Source organism: Agromyces chromiiresistens (genome assembly GCF_029167465.1).
Lineage (GTDB): Bacteria > Actinomycetota > Actinomycetes > Actinomycetales > Microbacteriaceae > Agromyces > Agromyces chromiiresistens.
Map to the genome: position 1 here is coordinate 627,319 of NZ_JARFNL010000001.1, position 21,489 is coordinate 648,807.

Here is a 21,489-nt window from a genome sequence, read left to right on the forward strand (position 1 = left end):
TAACAATATGCATACGAACGTCATGCGACGTCGTCGACATCGAGAACGGGAGCCTCATGGACCTGCGCGCAGCGCACGAGGAGTGGATCGAGGAGCGAGAGGCCCGAGTGTGGGGCGAGTGGGGCATCGCGACGCTCGCCGCGACGCACTGGCTCACGGCCGAGCCGGCCGAACTCGACGGACTGCCCGGCCGCTGGCATGCGAGCGGCGGCGACGTGCTCGGCGACGACGGACTGCGCCTCGCCCCCGGGCAGGAGGCGGAGGTCGCTGGCCTCCTTCTGCGAGCCTTCGAGCGCGACGGGGCGTCGGCACTGAGGGTCCTCGATCCCGGCGCGCCGGCCGCCAGGGGGATCTCGTCGATCGAGCGGTTCGCGTTCACGGAGGCGGCGCGGCTGACGGGACGCGTGCGGCCGACGGCGACCACGACCGAGACGATCTCGGTCGACGGCCACGCCGCCGCGTCGGCGTTCGACGCGGTCGTCGACCTCGAATGGGCGGGCGAGGCGTTCTCGCTGACGGTGCAGGAGGACGACGGCTGGTTCTCCGCCGCCTTCGCCGACGCGACGGCCGGGCGCGAGAGCCACCCGTTCCGATTCATCCGCTTCCCCGCGTCGGCCGGCGGAACGGTCGTCGTGGACTTCAATCGCGCCACCCTGCCGCCGTGCGCGTTCTCCGACCACTACGTCTGCGTGATGCCCGTGCCCGGCAATCGCTGGCCCGTACCGATCCGCGCCGGCGAGCGGATCGTCCGATGAGCACCCGAGTGCCGGCCGCGACGGTGGAACTCGCAGGGAAGCCGGATATCCTGTACGCACTATGAACGACTTCTGGGCGAACGCGATCTGGTCGCTCGCGCCGACCGTGCTCATCGGCCTCATCTTCTGGTTCGTGATGCGCGCGGTCATCCGCGCCGATCGCAACGAGCGCAAGGCGTACGCGCGGATCGAAGCCGAGGAGCGCGCCAAGATCGCCCGCGAGCACCCGGCCGCCTGACGGCATGGGCTCCGGCGTCGAGCAGACGACCCTCGTCATCACGGTGGTCCTGCTCATCGTCGACCTGGTCGTGCGCGTGATCGCGGTCATCGTGGTGCCGCGAAACCGCCGCCCGACGGCGGGCATGGCGTGGCTGCTCGCGATCTTCTTCATCCCGTTCCTCGGGGTGCTGTTCTTCGTGCTCATCGGCAACCCGAAGCTGCCCAAGCATCGTCGTGAGAAGCAGGCGGAGGTCGACCGGTACATCCGGGAGTCGACGCACGGCGTCGAGCGGGTGAGCGACTCGCGTGCCTGGCCGAGCTGGTTCGAAGGGGTCGTGCGGCTCAACCGCAACCTCGGCTCGATGCCGCTCATCGGGCAGAACAGCGCGAGCCTCATCGGCGACTACCAGGGCTCGCTCGACGCGATGACGGCGGCGATCCGGAGCGCGAGGCGGTTCGTGCACGTCGAGTTCTACATCTTCGCGCTCGACGCGACGACGGCGCCGTTCTTCGACGCGCTCGGCGACGCGGTCGCCCGCGGCGTCGACGTCAAGGTCCTGCTCGACCACGTCGCCTCGGCCAGGGTCGCCGGCTACCGCAGGACGTTGAAGCGCCTCGACCGCATGGGCGTGCGCTGGCAGCTCATGCTGCCGGTGCAGCCGTTCAAGGGCAAGTACCAGCGGCCCGACCTGCGCAATCACCGCAAGATCCTGGTCGTCGACGGCGACGTCGGCTTCATGGGATCGCAGAACATCATCGACCGCAGCTACAACAAGCGCAGCAACCGGCGCCGCGGGCTCAAGTGGAAGGAGCTCGTCACCCGGGTCGAGGGCCCCATCGTCGCGGGCCTCGACGCGATCTTCGCGACCGACTGGTACCTCGAGACGGGGGAGGAGCCCGCTCGCGACCTCACCGACGCGCTCGAGCAGCCGGGCGAGGCGCAGGACCTCGACTGCCAGGTCGTGCCGAGCGGCCCCGGCTTCCGCAGCGAGAACAACCTCAAGCTCTTCCTCGCGCTGCTCTACGCGGCGAAGGAGAAGCTCATCATCACGAGCCCGTACTTCGTGCCGGACGAGTCGATGCTCTACGCCATCAGCGGCGCCACGCAGCGGGGCGTGCACGTCGAGCTCTTCGTCTCAGAGATCGGCGACCAGGCGCTCGTGTACCACGCGCAGCGCTCGTACTACGAGGCGCTGCTGCGCGCCGGCGTCAAGATCTACATGTACAAGGCGCCGTACATCCTGCACGCGAAGCACTTCACGATCGACGACGACGTCGCGGTCATCGGGTCGAGCAACATGGACATCCGGTCGTTCGAGCTCAACATGGAGGTGTCGCTGCTCGTGCGGGGCGCCTCGTTCGTGCGCGAGATGCGCGCGGTCGAAGACGGCTATCGGCACGACAGCCGCGAGCTCACGCTCGACGAATGGCTGCAGCAACCGCTGCGTTCGACGGTGCTCGACAACCTCGCCAGGCTGACCTCCGCCCTGCAATAGCCGGCAGCGGTCGGATGCCTCGGAGGGACGCCCACGGCGAGGCATCCACGATCGGGAGGTTCAGGACCGCGGCTTCAGCCTGACCGTCGGCAGGTCGGGTGCCGGCAGCGGGGCTCCCTCGTAGTCGACGTGGCCGAAGCGCCCGTCGGGGTTGTCGCGGCCGATCACCTCGGCCTGCCACTGGCGGCGGTACTCGACGATCTCGTCGTGGTCGCGGCCGATGAAGTTCCACCACATCACGAGCTCCTCGCCGAACGGCACGCCCCCGAGCAGCACGACCCGCACCGGGCCGTGGTCGGCGCGGAGGCGAACCCCCTCGTGCCCGACGGGCAGGTAGCCGAGCTCGCTCCGGTCGAGCACCGCCGAGTGGCCCGCGACGGCGAGCCCGTCGGCGTCGGCGCGCGTCTCGTCGACCTCGTCGTCGGTCGGCGCGATCGTGACGTGCACGGGGCCGACGTCGACGAGCACGCCGTGCTCGAACGCCGGGTCGAGCTCGATCCACGCCTCGCCGCCGGCCGCGATGTCGATCTGGGCGCCGACGATCGGGCTGAACAGCGTCACGCCGGCATCGTCGCCGATCGAGGGGAGGGAGCCGGCGAACACCCGGACGACGGCGTCGTCGACCTCGTGCGCCTCGACCTCGGCGTGCTCGAAGAACGGCGCCGTGTGACGGGAGGCGTCGGGCAGGGCGACCCAGAGCTGCACGCCGTGAAGTCGTGCGGTCGTCGCCGTCGAGACCTCGGAGTGCGAGATGCCGCGGCCGGCGGTCATGAGGTTCACCTGCCCGGGCCGCACGAGCTCTCGGCTGCCGGTTGAGTCGCGGTGCTCGATCTCGCCCTCGAACAGCCAGCTCACGGTCTGCAGCCCGGTGTGCGGGTGCGGGGGCACGACCATGCCGCCGGAGACGGCGACGTCGTCGGGGCCGTAGTGGTCGGCGAAGCACCAGGCGCCGATCGTCGTGCGGCCGCGCTGCGGCAGCGTGCGCCGCACGTTCATGGCCCGCGGGCCGCCGAGCGGCACGTCGCGGGGTTCGAGGACCTGCACGGCCGGGCCCTGCCGCCCCTCGGGCGGGCAGAGCAGTTCGAGCGGATCCTTCTCGAGATTGCTCATGGCGCCAGCCTAATCCGCGCCGACGACGCGGCCGGGCGGGCTGAATCAGCGGCGGTCGACCGGATAGCATTGCCGCATGGCTACCTCCGTGCGTCTTCGTCGTGCCGGCCTCGCTGCCGCGGCCCTGGCTTCCGTGTTCCTGCTCGCGGCGTGCGCGCCGCCGAAGACGCCCGCCGAGAACTACTCGGGTGCCCCCGTGTCCGATCACGAGGGCGAGGCGAGCGGTGAAGAGGGCGGCGACGGCACGGGTGAGCCGCAGGCCGGCTGGGTCGGCGAGGGCGGCCAGCTCTCGGTCACGCTGTGGGGCAGTTCGACGTGCCCGCCGGTGGGCGAGCGCATCAGCGTCGTCGAACCGGCCGCCACGGGCAACCGGGTCGCGATCGAGATGAAGCAGTACCCCGAGAACCAGATGTGCACCATGGACCTCGTGCCGCACACGACCGTCTTCTGGACCCCGATGGACGTGACGACGACGAAGCCGCTCGTCGTCGAGGTGCAGGACACCGAGATCACGGTTCCGATCAAGTAGCCGCGTACTGCACCCCGGTTCGCGGAACCCTCGTACCCCGAATCGGAAATCACCCCTGAACTGGGGTAAGACGTTCGGCATCGAACCCTGAAGTGAGGGGTCCTGCCGCACTAGCGTTGCGATCACGTGCGCCGTTCACCCGGGACGGCAACCCGACACGTGAGGACGTTCTTCGTGCCCAGAAGCAAACTGACGGCTGCTGCCGCCATCGCCGCATTGTTCGGCGCACTCCTGACTCCCGCCTTGCTCGCCGCACCGGCGTCGGCGGCCACGCTCGAACCCGGTGGTCTCCAGACCGGGTTCGAGATCGACGGCAACATGACGCTGGAGGGCTCGGATCCCGGAGACACCGACTGGGACAGCATTCTGGCGCCGCTCCCCGCGGAGGGGACGTCGGACTTCCTCGGGTCGGCCCCGTACACGACCGACCAGGGATTCTCGTCGACCGGTATCGTCTACGCGACGCGCGGATGGGACAACGGCGCCTCCGACATCGCGTGTACCGGCGTCGACCAGACGGGCTCGCCCGGGTCGCAGAAGCAGAACGACAACCCGTGGGCCCCGGCCCCGGCCAACGTCAACGCCAAGGACGACGCCTGCACCGGCGGTGCGGCGTACGAGGTCGTCACCGATGACCAGGGCGACGAGCACGTCGTGCTCTACATGTACTGGACGCGCCTGGACGGCTCGGGCGACATGAGCACCTTCCAGACGTTCGAGGGCCCAGAGGCCGGCCGCTGCGACGACTTCGCGGTGGAGTTCAACTACGACTCGGCGAACAACACGACCACCGCCGGAGCGCTGCGCTGGGTCGCGGCCGACGGCGACTGCACCGACCCCGACGGACCGGGCCTCTGGGTGCCGATCCAGCAGACCCTCGTGTTCGAGGCGGCGGTCGGAGCGCGCATGGAGGGCCCCGGGCCGCTGCCCGGCGAGGCGGGAACGTTCGGCGAGATCGCCGTGGACCTCTCGAGCGTCGGCCTCTTCGACGAGGAGTCGTGCGAGGGCTTCGCGACCGGCATCGGGTTCACGCGCACCGGCAACTCGGCGACCGCCGAGATCATCGACTTCTTCCAGCCGCAGAACCCGCTCGTGATCACGAACTGCGGTGCCCTGAGCGTCACGAAGCTCTCCGACCCGCAGGGCATCACCTCGACCGTCGACTTCGCCTACACGGTGGAGCGCGCGGGCGGGGGCGACATCTACCCCGACCAGACGGCGATCGACGAGACGCTGCGCATCGGCGAGACCGACGTGTGGCCCGACGTCTTCGCGGGCGAGGACTACACGCTCGGCGAGGTCATCCCCGACGGCGTGCCGTGGGAGCTGCTGTCGATGAGCTGCCAGATCGACGACCGCATCATCGAGCTCACCTCACCCGACGACGTGTTCCCGGTCGAAGAGGGCAACGTGACCGCCTGCACGATCGTGAACACGACCTCGTGGGTCACCGTCGAGAAGCAGACGCTGCCCGACGCCTCGGCCCAGACGTTCGACTTCGACGTCGACGGCACTGCCGTGCAGCTGACCGACGGCCAGACGAGCGCGCCGGTCTACTTCGCGCCCGGCAGCGAGGTGCCCGTGACCGAGACCGTGCCCGAGGGCTGGAACCTCACCGACGTCACCTGCTCGCCGGAGGGAACGGATATCGCCGACGGCGAGACCGTGACCACCGTCGCGGGCGAGGGCACCCACTGCGTCTTCACGAACACGCAGAACGGCGAGATCCAGGTGCACAAGGTCGTCGACGGCACCGAGGGCGCCGTCTTCGAGTACACCGGCAGCTGGCTGGAGGACCCGTCGACGTTCACGATCGACGCGACCGACGGATCGGGCGACAGCGAGCTCTACTCGGTCGAGCCCGGCAGCTACGACCTCGCCGAGACCGCGCTCGAGGGCTACGACACGACGAACCTCGTCTGCGTCGACCCCGACCAGGGCACGATCGTCGACCTCGCCGACTTCTCGGCGGTGCTCGATGTCGACCCGGGTGAGCGCGTCGAGTGCACCTACACGAACACGCAGCGCGGCGAGATCCGCGTCGACAAGGAGACCATCCCCGGTGAGTGGGACCAGGACTTCGACTTCTCGCTGACCGGTGAAGGCACCGACGAGCAGTTCACGCTCAACGACGCCACCGACGACGAGGCGAACCCGTGGAGCTCGGGACTCATCGTGCCCGGCGACTACACGGTCGCCGAGACGCTGCCTGACGGCTGGGAGCTCGACTCGATCAGCTGCGGCACGCCCGAGGGCACGTCGACGGCCGTCGTCCTCGAGCCCGGCGCCGTCGTGACCTGCGTGTTCACGAACGAGGCGCTCCCGGGCTCGGTCACCGTGACCAAGAGCGTCGAGGGCGTCGCCGACGGCTTCGAGTGGGCGTTCGACCTCACGATCTCGCCGGTCCCCGGCGAGCAGCCCGGCACCCAGACGGTGAGCGGCGCCGGAAACGGCTCCGACAGCGTCACGTGGACCGATCTCGTGCCCGGCGACGACTACACGGTCTTCGAGACCTCGGTCGACGGCTGGAACATGGGCGCCATCACCTGCACCGGTGCCGAGGGCGCGCTCGAGGACGGCAACGGCGACGCACCCGGCTTCCAGTTCACCGCTGAGATCGACACCGAGATCGAATGCGCGCTGACGAACGAGGCCGTGCCCGGCCAGATCGAGGTCACGAAGTCCGCCGTCGGCGGCGACGGCACCTTCGACTTCGAGCTGACCCCGCTCGACGCCGAGGGCGCGCCTGCCGGCGACCCCGTCGTCGAGAGCGTCACGACCGAGGGCGGCGAGGGCACCGCGGTGTTCGAGGGCGTCCTGCCCGGCGGCCGCTTCTCGCTCGCCGAGGCCGACCCGGGCGAGGGCTGGGTCGCGGGCGACCTCGTGTGCACGGTCGACCCGGTCGGCGAGGCCGGCCCGTCGCCGATCGACGCGAGCGACTTCACGGTGCAGCCGGGCGACCTGATCGCCTGCGACATCGAGAACGTCGCACGCGGCCCGCTCGACATCGCCAAGACCGTCGACGGCCCGGCCGTCGACAACGGCGACGGCACGTGGGATGTCTCGTACACGATCACCGTGACGAGCCTGTCGGCGACGGACGAGTCGTACGACCTCACCGACGAGCTGAAGTTCGGCGACGGCATCACGCCGATCTCGGCCGAGATCACGGGCCCCGAGGGCATCGAGATCAACCCGGACTGGGATGGCATCGACGACATCGCGGTCACGACCGCGGTGCTGCCGGCCGGCGGTGAGCACGTCTACGCCGTCGAGGTGACCGCCGACGTCGCGTCGGATGTGACCTCCGACCAGGCCGACTGCGCGGTCGGCTCGAGCGACGAGGGCAGCGGCACGCTGAACTCGGCGACGATCGAGTTCTGGAACGGTTCGGCGTCGAGCGAGGACTGCGCGCCGGTCACGCCCGAGCAGCCGCCGCTGCCGTCGACGGGCGCGAGCCTGACGGCCGGCTGGGTCGGCCTCGCGGTGATCGCCGCGGGTGGCCTGCTGCTCTTCATGCGCCGCCGCCGTACGGTGAAGGCGTAACGCCGGGCGACCGATCGACGGGCCGTCGGGGCAGGATCTGATTTCCTGGCCCGGCGGCCCGTCGTCGTTCAGCGCGGGCGCACGACCAGCAGGTCGCCGACCTCGCACTCGAGCGCTTCGCAGATCGCCTGCAGCGTCGAGAACCGGATGGCTCTGGCGCGATCGTTCTTCAGCACGCTGAGGTTCACGATCGAGACCCCGACGAGCTCGCTGAGCCTCGTCAGCGTCATGCCCCTCGCCTCGAGCAGCTCATCGAGCCGGCAGTGCACGTCGGAGGCCTCGTCGGGTTCGGCGGGGGCCATCAGACGAGGCCCTCGGCGTCGCGCTGCAGCCGCTCGCCGACCTGGAATGCGGCCCCGACGACGGCGAGCACGAGCACCGCGAAGAACGGCACCCAGCTGATCGAGAAGGTGATGCCGTCGTAGGTGTACTCGCTGACGGCCGAGAGGGCCCCGTTCACCGACATGGTCTGGAAGAGCGACCCGAGCACCCATCCGGCCGTGATCGCGGCCGAGCCCCACCAGATGATGCGCGTGTTCGCGCGCGTGAACGCCCGCCCCCTGGCGAGGTTCCAGCAGAGCAGGGCGAGCAGCACGACCCCGGCGGTGACCGCGAGCGCGACGACGATCGGCTCGGCGACGAGGGCGAACTGCGTCGCGGCGGCCGGTTGCGGCACCGTCACGACCGCCTGTTCGACGTCGACCTCGATCGGGGCGCCGTCGGGGCCGATGGGCAGTGTCGCCGCCTCGCCGATGAACGGGACGAGGACGGGGACGTCGCGGCCGGGCACCACTTCGACGAGGCGCGCGACCGCCTGCCACACGGTGGTGACGATCGCCACCGCCGCGATGGCGATGGTCAGGAACATGCCGGCCTGGTCGCTCCGGCTGAGTCGGGTGTCGGCGATGAGGGACATTCGCAGCTCCATATCGAAAATCATTAACATCGAATATCGATAACAATGACCCATCCGCGGTCTCGCGTCAACCACTGCATCGCGATGCGCCCACGGCGAACACCGGCCCACGAGGCATCCCGAGTGTTTACGCTCGATGTAACGACGTCCCCTGCCCAGTGGGGCCGTGAGGAGTAGAGCATGTTCGAGAGATTCACCGACCGAGCCCGTCGTGTCGTCGTCCTGGCCCAAGAAGAGGCCAAGATGCTCAACCACAACTACATCGGCACCGAGCACATCCTGCTCGGGCTCATCCATGAGGGTGAAGGCGTCGCCGCCAAGGCGCTCGAATCGCTCGGCATCTCGCTCGACGCGGTGCGCGAGCAGGTGCAGGACATCATCGGCCAGGGCCAGCAGCAGCCGACGGGGCACATCCCGTTCACGCCGCGCGCCAAGAAGGTGCTCGAGCTCTCGCTCCGCGAGGCGCTGCAGCTGGGCCACAACTACATCGGCACCGAGCACATCCTCCTCGGCCTGATCCGCGAGGGCGAGGGCGTCGCCGCCCAGGTGCTCGTCAAGCTCGGCGCCGACCTCAACCGCGTGCGCCAGCAGGTCATCCAGCTGCTCTCGGGCTACCAGGGCAAGGAACAGGTGCAGGTCGGCGCGAACGAGCAGCAGACCCCGCAGGGCGGCTCGCAGATCCTCGACCAGTTCGGCCGCAACCTCACGCAGGCCGCTCGCGAGTCGAAGCTCGACCCGGTGATCGGCCGTGAGAAGGAGATCGAGCGGGTCATGCAGATCCTCTCGCGCCGCTCCAAGAACAACCCCGTGCTCATCGGCGAGCCCGGCGTCGGCAAGACCGCCGTCGTCGAGGGCCTCGCGCAGGCGATCGTCAAGGGCGAGGTGCCCGAGACGCTGAAGGACAAGCAGCTCTACTCGCTCGACCTCGGCTCGCTCATCGCCGGTTCCCGCTACCGCGGCGACTTCGAAGAGCGCCTGAAGAAGGTCACCAAAGAGATCCGCACTCGCGGCGACATCATCGTCTTCATCGACGAGATCCACACCCTCGTGGGTGCCGGCGCCGCCGAGGGCGCGATCGACGCCGCGTCGATCCTGAAGCCGCTGCTCGCCCGCGGCGAGCTGCAGACGATCGGTGCGACCACGCTCGACGAGTACCGCAAGCACTTCGAGAAGGACGCCGCGCTCGAGCGCCGGTTCCAGCCGATCCAGGTCGCCGAGCCGAGCCTGCCCCACGCGATCAACATCCTCAAGGGCCTGCGCGACCGCTACGAGGCGCACCACAAGGTGTCGATCACCGACGGCGCCATCGTCGCCGCGGCGAACCTCGCCGACCGCTACATCAGCGACCGCTTCCTGCCCGACAAGGCGATCGACCTGATCGACGAGGCCGGCGCGCGCCTGCGCCTGTCGATCCTGTCGTCGCCGCCCGAGCTGCGCGAGTTCGACGAGAAGATCGCCGTGGTCCGCGCCGCGAAGGAGACGGCGATCGAGGAGCAGGACTTCGAGAAGGCCGCGTCGCTGCGCGACGAGGAGAAGAACCTGCTCGGCGAGCGTCTGCGCCTCGAGAAGCAGTGGAAGTCGGGCGACGTCAAGACCACCGCGGTCGTCGACGAGGGCCTGATCGCCGAGGTGCTCGCCCAGGCCACCGGCATCCCCGTCTTCAAGCTCACCGAAGAGGAGTCGAGCCGGCTCGTCTTCATGGAGAAGGCGCTGCACGAGCGCGTCATCGGCCAGGAGGAGGCGATCTCCGCCCTCTCGAAGACGATCCGGCGCACCCGTGCGGGCCTGAAGGACCCGAAGCGCCCCTCGGGCTCGTTCATCTTCGCCGGCCCCACGGGCGTCGGCAAGACCGAGCTCGCGAAGGCGCTCGCCGAGTTCCTCTTCGACGACGAGGCCGCGATGATCTCGCTCGACATGTCGGAGTACGGCGAGAAGCACACCGTCTCGCGGCTCTTCGGCGCCCCTCCCGGGTTCGTCGGCTTCGAGGAGGGCGGCCAGCTCACCGAGAAGGTCCGCCGCAAGCCGTTCAGCGTCGTGCTCTTCGACGAGATCGAGAAGGCGCACCCCGACATCTTCAACTCGCTCCTGCAGATCCTCGAGGAGGGTCGTCTGACCGACGGTCAGGGTCGCGTCGTCGACTTCAAGAACACCGTCATCATCATGACGACGAACCTCGGCACGAAGGACATCTCGGGCGGGCCGGTCGGCTTCCAGCTCGAGGGCGACACCCGCACCGGGTACGACCTCATGCGCGGCAAGGTCAACGAAGAGCTCAAGAAGCACTTCAAGCCCGAGTTCCTCAACCGCGTCGATGAGATCATCGTGTTCCCGCAGCTCTCGAAGCCCGAGCTGCTGCAGATCGTCGACCTCTTCCTCAAGCGCCTCAGCGAGCGCCTGCTCGACCGTGACATGACGATCGAGCTCACGCAGGCGGCGAAGGAGCGGCTCATCGAGGTCGGGTTCGACCCGGCGCTCGGCGCCCGCCCGCTGCGCCGTGCCGTGCAGCGCGAGGTCGAAGACCGGCTGAGCGAGAAGATCCTGCACGGCGAGCTCAACGCGGGCGACCACGTGCACGTCGACTTCCAGAACGGCGAGTTCGTCTTCACGACGTCGCAGCGGGCGCTGCCGGCGAACGTCGGCGTGAACGCGAACGCCGCCCTCGGCACCGGCACGGCCACGCCCGACCTCGCGGCCGCATCGGGCGAGTAGCGCACACGATACGAGGGGGCGGATGCTGCGGCATCCGCCCCCTCGTCGTGTCCGCCCGCCGTCGTCATCGTCACCCACGCGGCAATACGATGGGCGGATGACGACCGAGTTCCACGTGCGCCGTGCGCGCACGAGCGATGTGCCGAAGATCATCGACGTCGTGGAGCCGTTCGTCACCCGACGCATCCTGCTCGGCAAGGAGCGGGTCGACCTCTACGGCGCCATCCAGGAGTTCCGCGTCGCGGAGACGGCCGACGGGCGGATCATCGGGGCCGGGGCGCTGCACGTCATGTGGGAGGACCTCGGCGAGGTGCGCACGCTCGCGGTGGGCGAGGACTGGCTCGGCCGGGGGGTCGGCCACGCACTGCTCGACGCGCTCGAGGCCGACGCCCGCGAGCTCGGCCTCTCACGGCTGTTCTGCCTCACGTTCGAGGTCGAGTTCTTCGGGCGGCACGGCTTCATGGACATGGGCGCCGAGACCGTCGACCCCGAGGTCTACGCCGAGCTCGTGCGCTCGCACGACGAGGGCGTCGCCGAGTTCCTCGACCTCGCCCGCGTCAAGCAGAACACGCTCGGCAACACCCGCATGCTGAAACGACTCTGAACCGTCCTCCGGGAGCTTGTCGAAACCCGCCGACCGGGTGCGTCGGGGTGGGCGCCGCTCGGTCGTACCCTGTGACCATGTCGACGAACCCTCCGGCCGGACGCCCGTCACCTCAGGTGTACCGGCGCCGTCGGGTCGTCGTGCTGCTGGTGCTGCTCGCGGTCGTCGCCGCGATCGTGCTCATCATCGTGCGGCCGGGCGCGAGCCAGGGCGAAGAGCCCTCGACCGGCGACGGCAAGCCGGCCGCGACGGACGCCACGAAGACGAGCGACCCCGAGTCGACGACGATTCCGACCGAGCCCACCGCGGCCGACGGCGACCCCTGCGCACCCGAGCAGATCGTGGTCGAGCCGATCACCGACAAGTCGTCGTACGAGGCCGGCCAGCAGCCGCAGCTCTCGGTGACGATCGAGAACACCGGCAAGAACGTGTGCGTGCTGAACGCCGGCACGAAGGCCCAGGTCTTCACGATCACGAGCGGCGACGACGTCTACTGGATGTCGACCGACTGCCAGGTCGACGCGATCGACGCCGAGGTGTCGCTGCAGCCGGGCAAGCCGATCTCGTCGAGCTCGCCGATCGCCTGGGACCGCACGCGTTCGAGCAAGGACACCTGCGAGGGGCCCCGTGAGTCGGTCCCGGCCGGCGGCGCCTCGTACTACCTGGCGGTGTCGATCGACGGCTTCGACTCGGCCGAGAAGAAGCAGTTCCTGCTCTACTGACGGTGTCGCTCGAGGTCGCCGCTCCCGCCGGACCGGCACTGACCCTCGAACTGGGCGTACCCCGAACGGAGCGAACCGGGGGACACTCGGGTGCAGGGATGGTCGAGGGCCTGGCAGGGCGAGATCACCCGGGGGTCGCACTCGTGGTTCGATCCGACGGATACCCGACCGTCGCCCGCGAGTGCGGCCCCGTTCCCGGCGGACTCCCCGGCACGGCGGCCCGGCTACGCTGGAAGGCATGGCAGGCAAGGCGAAGAAGAAGGCGAAGCCGCCGGTCGAGTTCCGCTCGCAGGCGCTCGCCGAGGCGCTCGAACGGCAGGACATGGCGGCCGTCGCCCTCGCACTGCGCAACGGCAACACGGTCGTGCCGCTCATCAAGCCGGGTCCGCGCGACAGGCCGCTCGACGGCGGCGAGGTGTGGACGTACCGCGACCCGAACACCGGTGAGGTCGCGCTGCTGCTCTTCAGCGACGCGGTGAACAAGCCGGCGAACCTGCCGCCCGCGGTCGGCCTGCACAGCCCCGCCTGGCTGCGCGGGTTCCTCAAGCGCCACGAGTCGACGATCACGACGGTGTTCCTCGACATCGCCGGGCCGCATCCCATGCAGGCATCGCCCGCCGAGCTGCTGCGCGCACTCGAGGTCTGACGCGGCTTCTCGAAGTTGCAGGATGAGCGGGTCGGTGGCCCCGTATGCACGGGTGCCCGCCGAATAGTCCTGCAACTCCTTGCGGGGAGCCCCGGCCTCCGGCACGCTGCGTGCCCCGGAGATCCGAGTGGCTCGAAGTTGCAGGATGAGCGGGCCGGCGGCCCCCTCTGCACGGGTGCCCGCCGAATAGTCCTGCAACTCCGAGCAGGAGCACCCCGCATCCGGGATGGTGCCGACCGACCGACCGACCGACCGCGCGCCGGCCGAGTCGGGTGAGACCCGGCGAACTCCCGGTGCCGACGACGCGTCAGAACGCCGCGTCGAGCTCGCGCTGGCGGGAGTCGGTCGACGCGAGCATCGCCCGGGCGACGGCGGCGCGAACGCTGCCGGCCTCGACGTCGAGGATCGTCGTGTAGCCCAGACGGCGAGCCTCGGCGGTGCGCTGCTTCGCGGCGGTCACCGGCCGCACCTCGCCGGCGAGGCTGATCTCGCCGAAGGCGGCCAGCTCGTGCGGCACCGCGGCGTCGCGCATGGCCGAGGCGATGGCGACGGCGATCGCGAGGTCGGCACCCGGCTCGGCGAGCCGCACGCCGCCGACCGTCGACACGTACACGTCGTGCTCGCCGAGTGCCTTGAGCCCGGCGCGCCGCTCGAGCACCGCGATGATCATCGCCACGCGTGACGGGTCGACGCCGTTGACGACGCGACGCGGCTGCGGGGCCTTCGTCGCGACGACGAGCGCCTGCACCTCGACGGGCAGCGCGCGGCGGCCCTCGAGCGCGACCGTCACGCACGTGCCGCTCACCTCGCGTCGCCCGGTCGAGCGGAACAGCCCCGACGGGTCGGGCACCTCGGCGATGCCCTCGCCCGTCATCTCGAAGCAGCCGACCTCATCGGTGGGGCCGAACCGGTTCTTGAGCGCGCGCACGAAGCGCAGCGCCGTCTGCCGGTCGCCTTCGAACTGGCAGACGACGTCGACGAGGTGCTCGAGCAGGCGCGGCCCCGCGATCGAGCCGTCTTTCGTGACATGGCCGACGAGCAGCAGCGGCAGTTGCCGCTCTTTCGCGACCCGGATGAGCGTGGAGGCGACCTCGCGGACCTGGCTCGGCTGCCCCGGCAGGCCGTCGGAGAGCGACGACGAGACGGTCTGCACCGAGTCGACGATGAGGAGCTCGGGCGAGGTCGCATCGATCTGGCCGAGGATCGTCGCCAGGTCGGTCTCGGCGGCGAGGTAGAGCTCGCCGTGCAGCGCACCGGTGCGACCCGCCCGCAGGCGGACCTGGGCCGTCGACTCTTCGGCGGTCACGTAGAGCACCCGGCGGCCGGTGGCCGCGACCCGGGCGGCGACCTCGAGCAGCAGGGTCGACTTGCCGACGCCGGGCTCGCCCGAGAGCAGGATGGCCGCCCCTGCGACGATGCCCCCGCCGAGCACGCGGTCGAACTCGCCGATGCCGCTCGGCCGGTGCGCCGCGTCGGTGGTCTCGACCTCGACGATGGGCCGGGCCGAGCGCGCCTCGCCGACCTTCACGGCCTGCAGCCCGCGCACGATGCCGGTCTGTTCGGCCGCGTCGACGACGGTGCCCCACTGCTGGCACTCGACGCAGCGGCCGACCCACTTGAGGGTGGTCCACCCGCACTCGGTGCAGCGGAAGGAGGAGGTGGGGCGGGCCATGCCCAGAGACTACCCGTGGCCGCCGACACCACCCGTGCGAACGGCCGCCGCAGCGAAGGGCCGACGCAGCAGGCCGACGCAGCAGGCCGCCGCCGCGGATCGCCGCCGCGGCGGGCCGCGCACCTCCCGATCGGGGGAGTCGCGGCTCGTCGCACGCGGGCGTACCGTCGAGACATGCGAGCCGACGTCGACGTGCTCGTGATCGGTGCGGGCCAGGCGGGCCTCGCGATGAGCCACGAACTCACCGCCGAGGGCGTGGAGCACGTCGTGCTCGACAGCGAGACGGTCGGCAGCACGTGGGCCGATCGGTGGGACTCGTTCCACCTCGTGACCCCGAACCACTTCATCCGGCTGCCGGGCGGCGAGTACCACGGGCCGTACGGCTCGGGCTACCTGTCGCGCGACGAGGTCATCGCGCACCTGCAGCGGTACGCCGCCTCGTTCGGCGCGCCCGTCGAGGAGCATCGCCCGGTGACTGCGCTCCGCCTCGACGGCGACGACGCCTTGGTCGCCGACACCCCGGCCGGAGGCATCCGCGCCCGCCGTGTCGTCGTCGCGACCGGCGCCTACCAGCACGAGCGGCGCCCGGCGTGGGCGCAGGAGCTCGCGCATCGGATGCCCGTGCTCGGCTCGACGGACTACCGGTCGCCCGACGACGTGCCCGACGACCTGCCCGACGGCGTCGTGCTCGTCGTCGGCGGCGGGCAGAGTGCGGCGCAGCTGGCCGACGAGCTCTTCGCCGCCGGCCGGGAGGTCGTGATGGCGGCGGGATCCGCCCCGGCGATCCCGCGGAGGGTCGCCGGCCGCGACGGCATCGACTGGCTCGAGGCGGCCGGCTTCTTCGAGCAGACGCTCGCCGACCAGCCCTCGGTCGCCGTGCGGGTCGCTGCGAATCCGCTCGTGACCGGCAACCACGGCGGTCAGGACCTCAACCTGCGCACGCTCGCCGACGAGGGCGTGCACCTCTGCGGCCGCGTGCTCGGCATCGACGGCGATCGGCTCGTCGTGGCCGACGACCTCGCCGCCTCCGTCGCGAAGGGCGACGAGGCCTATCGCCAGGTCTGGCAGGCGGCCACTGCGATCTCGGCCGGGTGGGGCCTGCCCGGCCCGGAGGAGCTGCCCGCCGATCCGCCTGCTCCCGTGGCGGTCGCGCCGCCACGGCTGGCCAGGGTCGCCGCAGTGATCGTCGCGTGCGGCTACCGACCCGACTACGGCTGGATCGAGCTCGACGGCGTCACCGACGAACACGGGTTCCCGGTGCAGGAGGGCGGGCGCAGCCCTCGCTCGTCCCGGCTGTGGTTCATCGGCGTGCCATGGATGACGACCCGCCGGTCGCCGCTGCTCATGGGCGTCGGTGCGGACGCGACCGCGATCGCCCGCGCGATCGCCGCGGCGTGAGGCGCCCTCGTTTTGGTACTGGGCCCGTCGTCGTCTACTATCGATCCCGGTGACGTGTCCGAGCGGCCGAAGGTGCAACTCTCGAAAAGTTGTGTAGGGTAACCCCCTACCGTGGGTTCAAATCCCACCGTCACCGCCACCGAACCCCGCGATCGCAAGGTCGCGGGGTTCGTCGTTTCAGCGTGATTCGTGAACGCGGGAGGCGCGGATGCTCGAACCGGTCGAACTCGACGGCGGGGTCGTGATGCGCCTGCTCGCACCCGGCGACGGCCCCGCGCTCGCCGCGGCCTACGAGCGCAATCGTGAGCACCTCGCACCGTGGGAGCCCCTGCGCACCCCCGAGTTCTTCACGACGTCATGGCATGAACGGGATGTCGCGGGCGCGATGCTCCGGCTCGAGGCGGGCGCCCTCATTCCCCTCGTCCTCGCCGCAGGCGACGAGGGCGCAGAGATCGTCGGCCGCGTGAACCTCTCCGACCTCGTGCGCGGCGTCTTCCAGAACGCCCACCTCGGGTACTGGGTCGACGGCCGGTTCACCGGACAGGGCCTTGCGACGACCGCAGTCGGCATCGCGCTGCACCACGCTCGCGCGGCCGGCCTGCACCGGGTGCAGGCCGGCACCCTCGTGCACAACCTCGCCTCGCAGCGGGTGCTCGAGCGCAACGGCTTCGAGCGGTTCGGGCTCGCCCGGCGCTACCTCCGCATCGCGGGCGAGTGGCAGGACCACGTGCTGTTCGAGCGGCTGCTCGAGGACTGAGCAGGCGACGGCCGAGCGCGCTCACCACCCGCTGCGCGTCGGCGTGTGCCCCTCCCGGGCCTCCTCCGGCATCGGCATCTCGAGGCGCAGGCCGAGCAGGCGAACGGGCCGTCCGGGCTCGATGCGGTCGCCGGCGAGCGCCTCGACGCTCGCGAGGGCGACGTCGCGATCGCCGGTCGTCGTGATCCTGCGTTGGTGCGTCGTCGTGATGAACGGGGCGTACCGCACCTTCAGGGTGACGCCGATGACGGGTCGTCCCTCGGCGACGATGTCGGCCCACACCTGCTCGAAGAGCGCGTGCAGGGCCGCGTCGACCTCGGCCGGGTCGGTGAGGTCGCGCTGGTAGGTCGTCTCGCGACTGTGCCCGCGGGCCACCCATGGCGTGTCGTCGACGACGCGGGAGCCCTCCCCGCGCCCGAGCTCGCCGTACCAGGGCCCCATCCGCGGGCCGAACTCGGCGGCGAGCACCTCGGGGTCGGCAGCGGCGAGCTCGGCCACGGTCGTGATGCCGTGCCCGGCGAGCCGACGCGAGATCTTGGCGCCCACGCCCCAGAGGTCCCGCGTGGGGCGCTGCCCCATGACCTCGAGCCAGTTGTCGGCCGTCAGCCGGAACACCCCGCGCGGCTTGCCGAACCCGGTCGCGACCTTCGCCCGCACGAGCGTGTCGCCGATGCCGACGCTGCAGTGCAGGGCCGTGCGGTCGAGCACCGCCTGCTGCAGGCGGCGTGCGTAGGCCTCGGGGTCGTCGAGTTCGACGCCGACGAACGCCTCGTCCCAGCCGAGCACCTGCACGGTGGCGCCCGGCTGCGACCGGAGCGTCGACATCACCTCGTCGGAGGCGGCGAGGTACGCCTCGGCATCGACCGGCAGGATGACGGCATCCGGAACCTTGCGCGCGGCGATGCGCAGCGGCATCCCCGACCCGACGCCGTACTCGCGCGCCTCGTACGAGGCGGTCGACACCACCGCGCGCTCGGTCGGGTCGCCGCGCCCGCCCACGATCACCGGCCGCCCGGCGAGTTCGGGGCGGCGCAGGACCTCGACCGCTGCGATGAACTGGTCGAGGTCGACGTGCAGCACCCACGGGCGCACGGGCCGGGTCACCCCGCCAGTCTGCCGCCTCGCAGCCGCCGGGTGTTAGCGTTGATCGCGTCCCGCCCACGTCGGAGGGCGGGCACGATCGATGAGGGGAGCGCCGCCGTGATCGAGCTGATCGCCGAGCTCTTCCGCTACCTCCAGGCCTCGCTCGAGCTCGCGCTCGCGTCGAACGCGACGCTCGCGGTGCTGCTCGTGGGCGTCGTCGGCGCCGCCGCGCTCGCGGTGGTCGTGCTCGCGGTCCGGGCGCTGCCCGCGCTCGTCGCGGCGGACGCATCGGGCGCCGCTCGACGCCTGCGGCAGACCGCCGATCCGGGTGCGCTGCTCTCGCAGAGCGACCCCGACGCCCCAGGACGAGCACGGCCGAGGGCACCGGGCCGCGGCCTCGCGGCCGCGTAGCGCGCGACGATCGAACGCCCGCCGACCGCGGGCGGACCTGCCGACGGCGACCCGCCGACGGTCGGCGACCCCACCGGCGGCGACCCGCCGTGGGCGGACGACCGGACGGATGACTCGTCGACCGGTGGCACGACGTCGCAGCGTCCGCGCGGCCAGACGGAACCCAGTTTCCTCGACCGCGAACGGATCACACCTTGGACCTCTACAGCTTTCCTCCCATCGCCGCGCTCCTCGACGGAGCGCACGACCTCCTCATCGGCCTGGCCGACCTGCTCGAGCCGCTGATCGGCGTCGCGAGCGCGGCGGCGGCGATCGTCCTCGTCACGCTGCTCGTGCGTGCGGCGCTCATCCCCGTCGGCGTCTCGCAGGCGAAGGCCGAGCAGGGCCGGGCCCGGCTCGCGCCGAAGCTCGCCACCCTGCAGCGCCGGTTCGCGAAGCAGCCCGAGCGACTCCAGCGCGAGATGATGGCGCTCTACCGCGACGAGGGCACGTCGCCCCTCGCGGGCTGCCTGCCCATGCTGGCGCAGGCACCCGTCGTGGGCGTGATCTACGCCCTGTTCGTGCTGCAGGCGATCGCCGGTCACCCGAACGCGCTGCTGCAGCACACGCTGGCGGGCGTGCCCCTCGGCTCGAGCCTCGCGGGGATGCTCACGGTCGGCACGCTCACCCCGTCGGCGCTCGCCGTGTTCGCGATCGTCGTCGTCTCGATCGCCCTCGTCGGCGAGACGACACGGCGGGTGTTCCGCGCACCGGTGTCGACGGCGCCGCCGGCCGGGCGCGTCCCCGGCGAGGCATCCGCGTCACCGCTCGCGAACCCCGCCGCCGTGCGGATGCTCGGCCTCTTGCAGTACGCGACCGCCGTGGTCGCGATGTTCGTTCCGCTCGCGGCCGCGCTCTACCTGCTCGTCACCGTCGCGTGGACGCTCGGGCAGCGCATGGTGCTCCGGCGCGCGTATCCGCTGCCCGAGCCGGCGTGACCGCACCGATACCGTGTCGGCGCCGCGCCGCACAAGCCCTTGCCGCGCGTCGCCCGCGGTGGTTCGGTTGAGGCATCCGAATCGAAGGAGCTGCCATGAGTTTCCTCGCTTTCCTGGTGCTCGGCCTCATCGCCGGCGCCATCGCCAAGCTGATCCTGCCCGGCAAGCAGGGCGGCGGCTGGTTCGTCACGCTGCTGCTCGGCGTCGTCGGCGCCCTGCTGGGAGGCTGGCTGGGCAGCCTCATCCTCAACCGCCCCCTGACGGAGTTCTGGGATCTCGGCACGTGGCTGCTCGCCATCGCCGGGTCGATCGTCGTGCTGCTGATCTGGGGCCTCATCACCCGGGGCAACAGCAAGAGCACCGCCTGACCAGGCGCGGGCCGGTCGCCGACCGGCCCGGTCACCGGGTCGACGAGGTGGATGCCCCCAGCGGCATGCATCTCGTCGGCCCGGTCGGTCAGCGCGCGTCGGCGAGCTCGACGAAGCGCGCCAGCAGGCGCTGCGGTTCGGTCACGGATGCCTCGGCGAGGCGCCGCGAGACCTCGCGCAGTTCGCTCGCCGGGAAGTAGCCGTGGTGCCGGTACACCTGCGCCCGCGCGATGAAGTCGTCGGTCGTGACCTCGGGGTGGAACTGGGTCGCGTACACGCTCGGGCCCACCCGGTAGATCTGCACCGGGCAGCCCGCCGACGACGCGAGGAGGACCGCGTCGGCCGGCAGGAGCTCGGTCGACTCCTTGTGGCCGACGAGCGCGTCGAAGCGGCCGGGCAGCGTACCGACGAGCGGGTCGGCCACGCCGTCGGCGGTGAGCGCGATCTCGACGGCGGCGGCGTTCTCGCCGTACCGGGTGCCGACGCGTCCGCCGAGCACGCGGGCCAGCACGCCGATGCCGTAGCAGGTGAACATCACGGGGAACCCGATGTCGAGGGCGCGCTCCGCCAGGGCGGCGAGCTCCGCCTCGACCCGCTGCTGGACGGGATGCTTGTGCTCCTCGGGGGTCGTCACGTTGTACGGGCTGCCGCCGACGACGATGCCCGCGAACGCGTCGAGGCGCACCTCGCCGAGCGGTTCGACGTCGAGGCGGTGGTGCTCGAGCCGGCCGGCATCGAGGCGCATCGCACGGCGCACCGACTCGTACTCGGGCCCGACGGCCTCGACCTCGGGGCGGGCGGAGAGGAAGAGGAACGGCTTCGGCGCGGTCATCGGCCACGCCGCCGATGCCGCTGCTTGGCCCCCTGACCGGTGCGCGGGGCGGCCCGCCCGGACGCGGCCTTGCCGCCCTTCGCTCCGCCGGCCTTTCCGCCCCTGCCGTCGGCGGCGCGCCGCTCGGCGGCCGCGAGCTTGGCCGCCTTCGCCGGCTTCATCGTCGGCGCCTCGTCGCCCCGCGAGCTGCGCACGCCGCGTCCGCGCACGACGCCGACGAACTCCTGGATGTCGTCGTCGTCGCGTTCGACCCGCCAGACGAGGGCGATGCGGGTGGAGGTGCCGTCGGAGAGCGGGATCGCCACGACGTCGCGCCGGTGGTGGAGCCTCGCGATCGAGTGCGGCACGATCGCATAGCCGGTACCGGCGGCGACGAGTTCGAGGGTCATGGCGGGGTCGGTCTGCACCGGGGCGACCGGCTCGCCGCCGAGGTCGGCGAGCGAGAGCTCGGCCTCCTCGGCGAAGGCGTGGTCCTTCGGGAGCACCACGACCGCGAGCTCCTCCCAGAGCGGGATGAGGTGCAAGCCGTCGGCGTCGACCGGCAGCCGGACGAATGCGAGGTCGACCTCGCCCGAGCGCAGCCGGTCGAGCTGCACGGACTCGTCGACCCTGGCGGCCTCGAGGGGCAGGTCGGCACGTCGCTCGCCCCAGGCTCGCAGCCACTTCGACGGGGAGACGCCCGCGACGTAGTCGAGTCGCAACGCCATGTCGCCCCCTGTTCGCGGTCGTGCCGGCACGC

21 protein-coding genes and 1 tRNA gene are annotated in these 21,489 nt (G+C 71.1%); 15 read left to right on the forward strand and 7 right to left on the reverse strand.

Going from position 1 to position 21,489, the window contains the following annotated elements; genetic code table 11:
- The first annotated feature begins 56 nt into the window (after positions 1–56).
- The 3 genes from PX701_RS02735 (at position 57) to cls (ending at position 2,470) form a co-directional block, all read left to right on the forward strand.
- Positions 57–755, forward strand: coding sequence for a DUF1684 domain-containing protein (locus PX701_RS02735; RefSeq protein ID WP_275505424.1), 699 nt, complete (start codon positions 57–59; stop codon positions 753–755).
- 61 nt (positions 756–816) lie between these two features.
- The gene (locus PX701_RS02740) at positions 817–993 is read left to right on the forward strand and encodes a hypothetical protein (protein ID WP_231430020.1); all 177 of its coding nucleotides are present in this window, start codon (positions 817–819) and stop codon (positions 991–993) included.
- A gap of 4 nt (positions 994–997) precedes the next feature.
- Positions 998–2,470, forward strand: coding sequence for a cardiolipin synthase (gene cls / locus PX701_RS02745; RefSeq protein WP_231430021.1), 1,473 nt, complete (start codon positions 998–1,000; stop codon positions 2,468–2,470).
- A 60-nt stretch (positions 2,471–2,530) separates the two neighbouring features.
- Here cls and PX701_RS02750 read toward each other — a convergent pair whose 3' ends face one another.
- The gene (locus PX701_RS02750; protein WP_231430022.1) at positions 2,531–3,580 is read right to left on the reverse strand and encodes a pirin family protein; all 1,050 of its coding nucleotides are present in this window, start codon (positions 3,578–3,580) and stop codon (positions 2,531–2,533) included.
- Between the two features lie 76 nt (positions 3,581–3,656).
- Here PX701_RS02750 and PX701_RS02755 point away from each other — a divergent pair, with 76 nt between their 5' ends.
- Positions 3,657–4,109 carry a hypothetical protein gene (locus tag PX701_RS02755; protein WP_231430023.1) on the forward strand — a complete coding sequence of 151 codons (453 nt, stop codon included), beginning with the start codon at positions 3,657–3,659 and terminating at the stop codon, positions 4,107–4,109.
- Positions 4,110–4,283: 174 nt separating this feature from the next.
- Entirely contained in the window at positions 4,284–7,655 is a 3,372-nt protein-coding gene (locus tag PX701_RS02760; protein WP_275505425.1) for an LPXTG cell wall anchor domain-containing protein, read from the forward strand.
- Positions 7,656–7,723: 68 nt separating this feature from the next.
- Here PX701_RS02760 and PX701_RS02765 read toward each other — a convergent pair whose 3' ends face one another.
- Positions 7,724–7,957, reverse strand: coding sequence for a helix-turn-helix domain-containing protein (locus PX701_RS02765; RefSeq protein ID WP_231430025.1), 234 nt, complete (start codon positions 7,955–7,957; stop codon positions 7,724–7,726).
- The gene (locus PX701_RS02770; protein WP_231430026.1) at positions 7,957–8,571 is read right to left on the reverse strand and encodes a hypothetical protein; all 615 of its coding nucleotides are present in this window, start codon (positions 8,569–8,571) and stop codon (positions 7,957–7,959) included. The genes PX701_RS02765 and PX701_RS02770 overlap by 1 nt, the downstream gene beginning before the upstream one ends.
- Positions 8,572–8,751: 180 nt before the next feature.
- On the opposite strand from PX701_RS02770, the gene PX701_RS02775 reads away from it, so the two are divergent.
- The 4 genes from PX701_RS02775 (at position 8,752) to PX701_RS02790 (ending at position 13,252) form a co-directional block, all read left to right on the forward strand.
- Positions 8,752–11,280, forward strand: a complete 2,529-nt coding sequence (locus PX701_RS02775) for an ATP-dependent Clp protease ATP-binding subunit (RefSeq protein ID WP_231430027.1) — start codon at positions 8,752–8,754, stop codon at positions 11,278–11,280.
- 97 nt (positions 11,281–11,377) lie between these two features.
- Positions 11,378–11,884: an amino-acid N-acetyltransferase gene (locus PX701_RS02780; protein WP_231430028.1), complete on the forward strand. Its 507-nt coding sequence runs from the start codon at positions 11,378–11,380 to the stop codon at positions 11,882–11,884.
- A gap of 77 nt (positions 11,885–11,961) precedes the next feature.
- On the forward strand, positions 11,962–12,606 hold the full coding sequence (locus PX701_RS02785; protein ID WP_275505426.1) for a hypothetical protein: 645 nt from the start codon (positions 11,962–11,964) through the stop codon (positions 12,604–12,606).
- Positions 12,607–12,844: 238 nt separating this feature from the next.
- Complete coding sequence (locus tag PX701_RS02790) at positions 12,845–13,252, forward strand: dehydrogenase (protein WP_231430030.1); 408 nt, start codon at positions 12,845–12,847, stop codon at positions 13,250–13,252.
- A gap of 307 nt (positions 13,253–13,559) precedes the next feature.
- Here PX701_RS02790 and radA read toward each other — a convergent pair whose 3' ends face one another.
- Positions 13,560–14,924 carry a DNA repair protein RadA gene (gene radA, locus PX701_RS02795; RefSeq protein ID WP_275505427.1) on the reverse strand — a complete coding sequence of 455 codons (1,365 nt, stop codon included), beginning with the start codon at positions 14,922–14,924 and terminating at the stop codon, positions 13,560–13,562.
- Positions 14,925–15,098: 174 nt separating this feature from the next.
- On the opposite strand from radA, the gene PX701_RS02800 reads away from it, so the two are divergent.
- The 3 genes from PX701_RS02800 to PX701_RS02810 all read left to right on the forward strand — a co-directional run bounded on the left by PX701_RS02800 (position 15,099) and on the right by PX701_RS02810 (position 17,079).
- A complete protein-coding gene (locus tag PX701_RS02800; protein ID WP_275505428.1) occupies positions 15,099–16,322 on the forward strand; it encodes an NAD(P)-binding domain-containing protein in 1,224 nt (407 codons plus the stop codon).
- A gap of 48 nt (positions 16,323–16,370) precedes the next feature.
- Positions 16,371–16,461: transfer RNA gene (locus PX701_RS02805), tRNA-Ser, on the forward strand.
- A gap of 69 nt (positions 16,462–16,530) precedes the next feature.
- Positions 16,531–17,079, forward strand: coding sequence for a GNAT family N-acetyltransferase (locus PX701_RS02810; protein WP_231430033.1), 549 nt, complete (start codon positions 16,531–16,533; stop codon positions 17,077–17,079).
- A 21-nt stretch (positions 17,080–17,100) separates the two neighbouring features.
- Here PX701_RS02810 and PX701_RS02815 read toward each other — a convergent pair whose 3' ends face one another.
- On the reverse strand, positions 17,101–18,183 hold the full coding sequence (locus tag PX701_RS02815; RefSeq protein ID WP_476692287.1) for a DNA polymerase IV: 1,083 nt from the start codon (positions 18,181–18,183) through the stop codon (positions 17,101–17,103).
- Positions 18,184–18,279: 96 nt separating this feature from the next.
- Between PX701_RS02815 and PX701_RS02820 the strand changes: the two genes are divergently transcribed.
- The 3 genes from PX701_RS02820 (at position 18,280) to PX701_RS02830 (ending at position 19,918) form a co-directional block, all read left to right on the forward strand.
- Positions 18,280–18,573 carry a DUF6412 domain-containing protein gene (locus PX701_RS02820; RefSeq protein ID WP_231430034.1) on the forward strand — a complete coding sequence of 98 codons (294 nt, stop codon included), beginning with the start codon at positions 18,280–18,282 and terminating at the stop codon, positions 18,571–18,573.
- A 194-nt stretch (positions 18,574–18,767) separates the two neighbouring features.
- Positions 18,768–19,550: a YidC/Oxa1 family membrane protein insertase gene (locus PX701_RS02825; RefSeq protein WP_275505429.1), complete on the forward strand. Its 783-nt coding sequence runs from the start codon at positions 18,768–18,770 to the stop codon at positions 19,548–19,550.
- A gap of 95 nt (positions 19,551–19,645) precedes the next feature.
- Entirely contained in the window at positions 19,646–19,918 is a 273-nt protein-coding gene (locus PX701_RS02830) for a GlsB/YeaQ/YmgE family stress response membrane protein (RefSeq protein WP_231430036.1), read from the forward strand.
- A gap of 88 nt (positions 19,919–20,006) precedes the next feature.
- Here the strand turns inward: PX701_RS02830 and PX701_RS02835 are convergent, their stop codons facing one another.
- Together PX701_RS02835 and PX701_RS02840 are read right to left on the reverse strand one after the other, a co-directional pair.
- The gene (locus tag PX701_RS02835) at positions 20,007–20,750 is read right to left on the reverse strand and encodes a glutamine amidotransferase (RefSeq protein WP_275505430.1); all 744 of its coding nucleotides are present in this window, start codon (positions 20,748–20,750) and stop codon (positions 20,007–20,009) included.
- Positions 20,747–21,457 carry a LysR family substrate-binding domain-containing protein gene (locus PX701_RS02840; protein WP_231430038.1) on the reverse strand — a complete coding sequence of 237 codons (711 nt, stop codon included), beginning with the start codon at positions 21,455–21,457 and terminating at the stop codon, positions 20,747–20,749. Before PX701_RS02840 ends, PX701_RS02835 begins: the two co-directional genes overlap by 4 nt.
- Positions 21,458–21,489: the final 32 nt, after the last annotated feature.

What these genes read in the sequence shown, in the direction of transcription:
- PX701_RS02735 (WP_275505424.1), top strand. Translation starts at nt 57, where the DNA reads ATGGACCTGCGCGCAGCGCACGAGGAGTGGATCGAGGAGCGAGAGGCC.
- PX701_RS02740 (WP_231430020.1), top strand. Translation starts at nt 817, where the DNA reads ATGAACGACTTCTGGGCGAACGCGATCTGGTCGCTCGCGCCGACCGTG.
- cls (WP_231430021.1), top strand. Translation starts at nt 998, where the DNA reads ATGGGCTCCGGCGTCGAGCAGACGACCCTCGTCATCACGGTGGTCCTG.
- PX701_RS02750 (WP_231430022.1), bottom strand. Translation starts at nt 3,580, where the DNA reads ATGAGCAATCTCGAGAAGGATCCGCTCGAACTGCTCTGCCCGCCCGAG.
- PX701_RS02755 (WP_231430023.1), top strand. Translation starts at nt 3,657, where the DNA reads ATGGCTACCTCCGTGCGTCTTCGTCGTGCCGGCCTCGCTGCCGCGGCC.
- PX701_RS02765 (WP_231430025.1), bottom strand. Translation starts at nt 7,957, where the DNA reads ATGGCCCCCGCCGAACCCGACGAGGCCTCCGACGTGCACTGCCGGCTC.
- PX701_RS02770 (WP_231430026.1), bottom strand. Translation starts at nt 8,571, where the DNA reads ATGTCCCTCATCGCCGACACCCGACTCAGCCGGAGCGACCAGGCCGGC.
- PX701_RS02775 (WP_231430027.1), top strand. Translation starts at nt 8,752, where the DNA reads ATGTTCGAGAGATTCACCGACCGAGCCCGTCGTGTCGTCGTCCTGGCC.
- PX701_RS02780 (WP_231430028.1), top strand. Translation starts at nt 11,378, where the DNA reads ATGACGACCGAGTTCCACGTGCGCCGTGCGCGCACGAGCGATGTGCCG.
- PX701_RS02785 (WP_275505426.1), top strand. Translation starts at nt 11,962, where the DNA reads ATGTCGACGAACCCTCCGGCCGGACGCCCGTCACCTCAGGTGTACCGG.
- PX701_RS02790 (WP_231430030.1), top strand. Translation starts at nt 12,845, where the DNA reads ATGGCAGGCAAGGCGAAGAAGAAGGCGAAGCCGCCGGTCGAGTTCCGC.
- radA (WP_275505427.1), bottom strand. Translation starts at nt 14,924, where the DNA reads ATGGCCCGCCCCACCTCCTCCTTCCGCTGCACCGAGTGCGGGTGGACC.
- PX701_RS02800 (WP_275505428.1), top strand. Translation starts at nt 15,099, where the DNA reads ATGCGAGCCGACGTCGACGTGCTCGTGATCGGTGCGGGCCAGGCGGGC.
- PX701_RS02810 (WP_231430033.1), top strand. Translation starts at nt 16,531, where the DNA reads ATGCTCGAACCGGTCGAACTCGACGGCGGGGTCGTGATGCGCCTGCTC.
- PX701_RS02830 (WP_231430036.1), top strand. Translation starts at nt 19,646, where the DNA reads ATGAGTTTCCTCGCTTTCCTGGTGCTCGGCCTCATCGCCGGCGCCATC.
- PX701_RS02835 (WP_275505430.1), bottom strand. Translation starts at nt 20,750, where the DNA reads ATGACCGCGCCGAAGCCGTTCCTCTTCCTCTCCGCCCGCCCCGAGGTC.
- PX701_RS02840 (WP_231430038.1), bottom strand. Translation starts at nt 21,457, where the DNA reads ATGGCGTTGCGACTCGACTACGTCGCGGGCGTCTCCCCGTCGAAGTGG.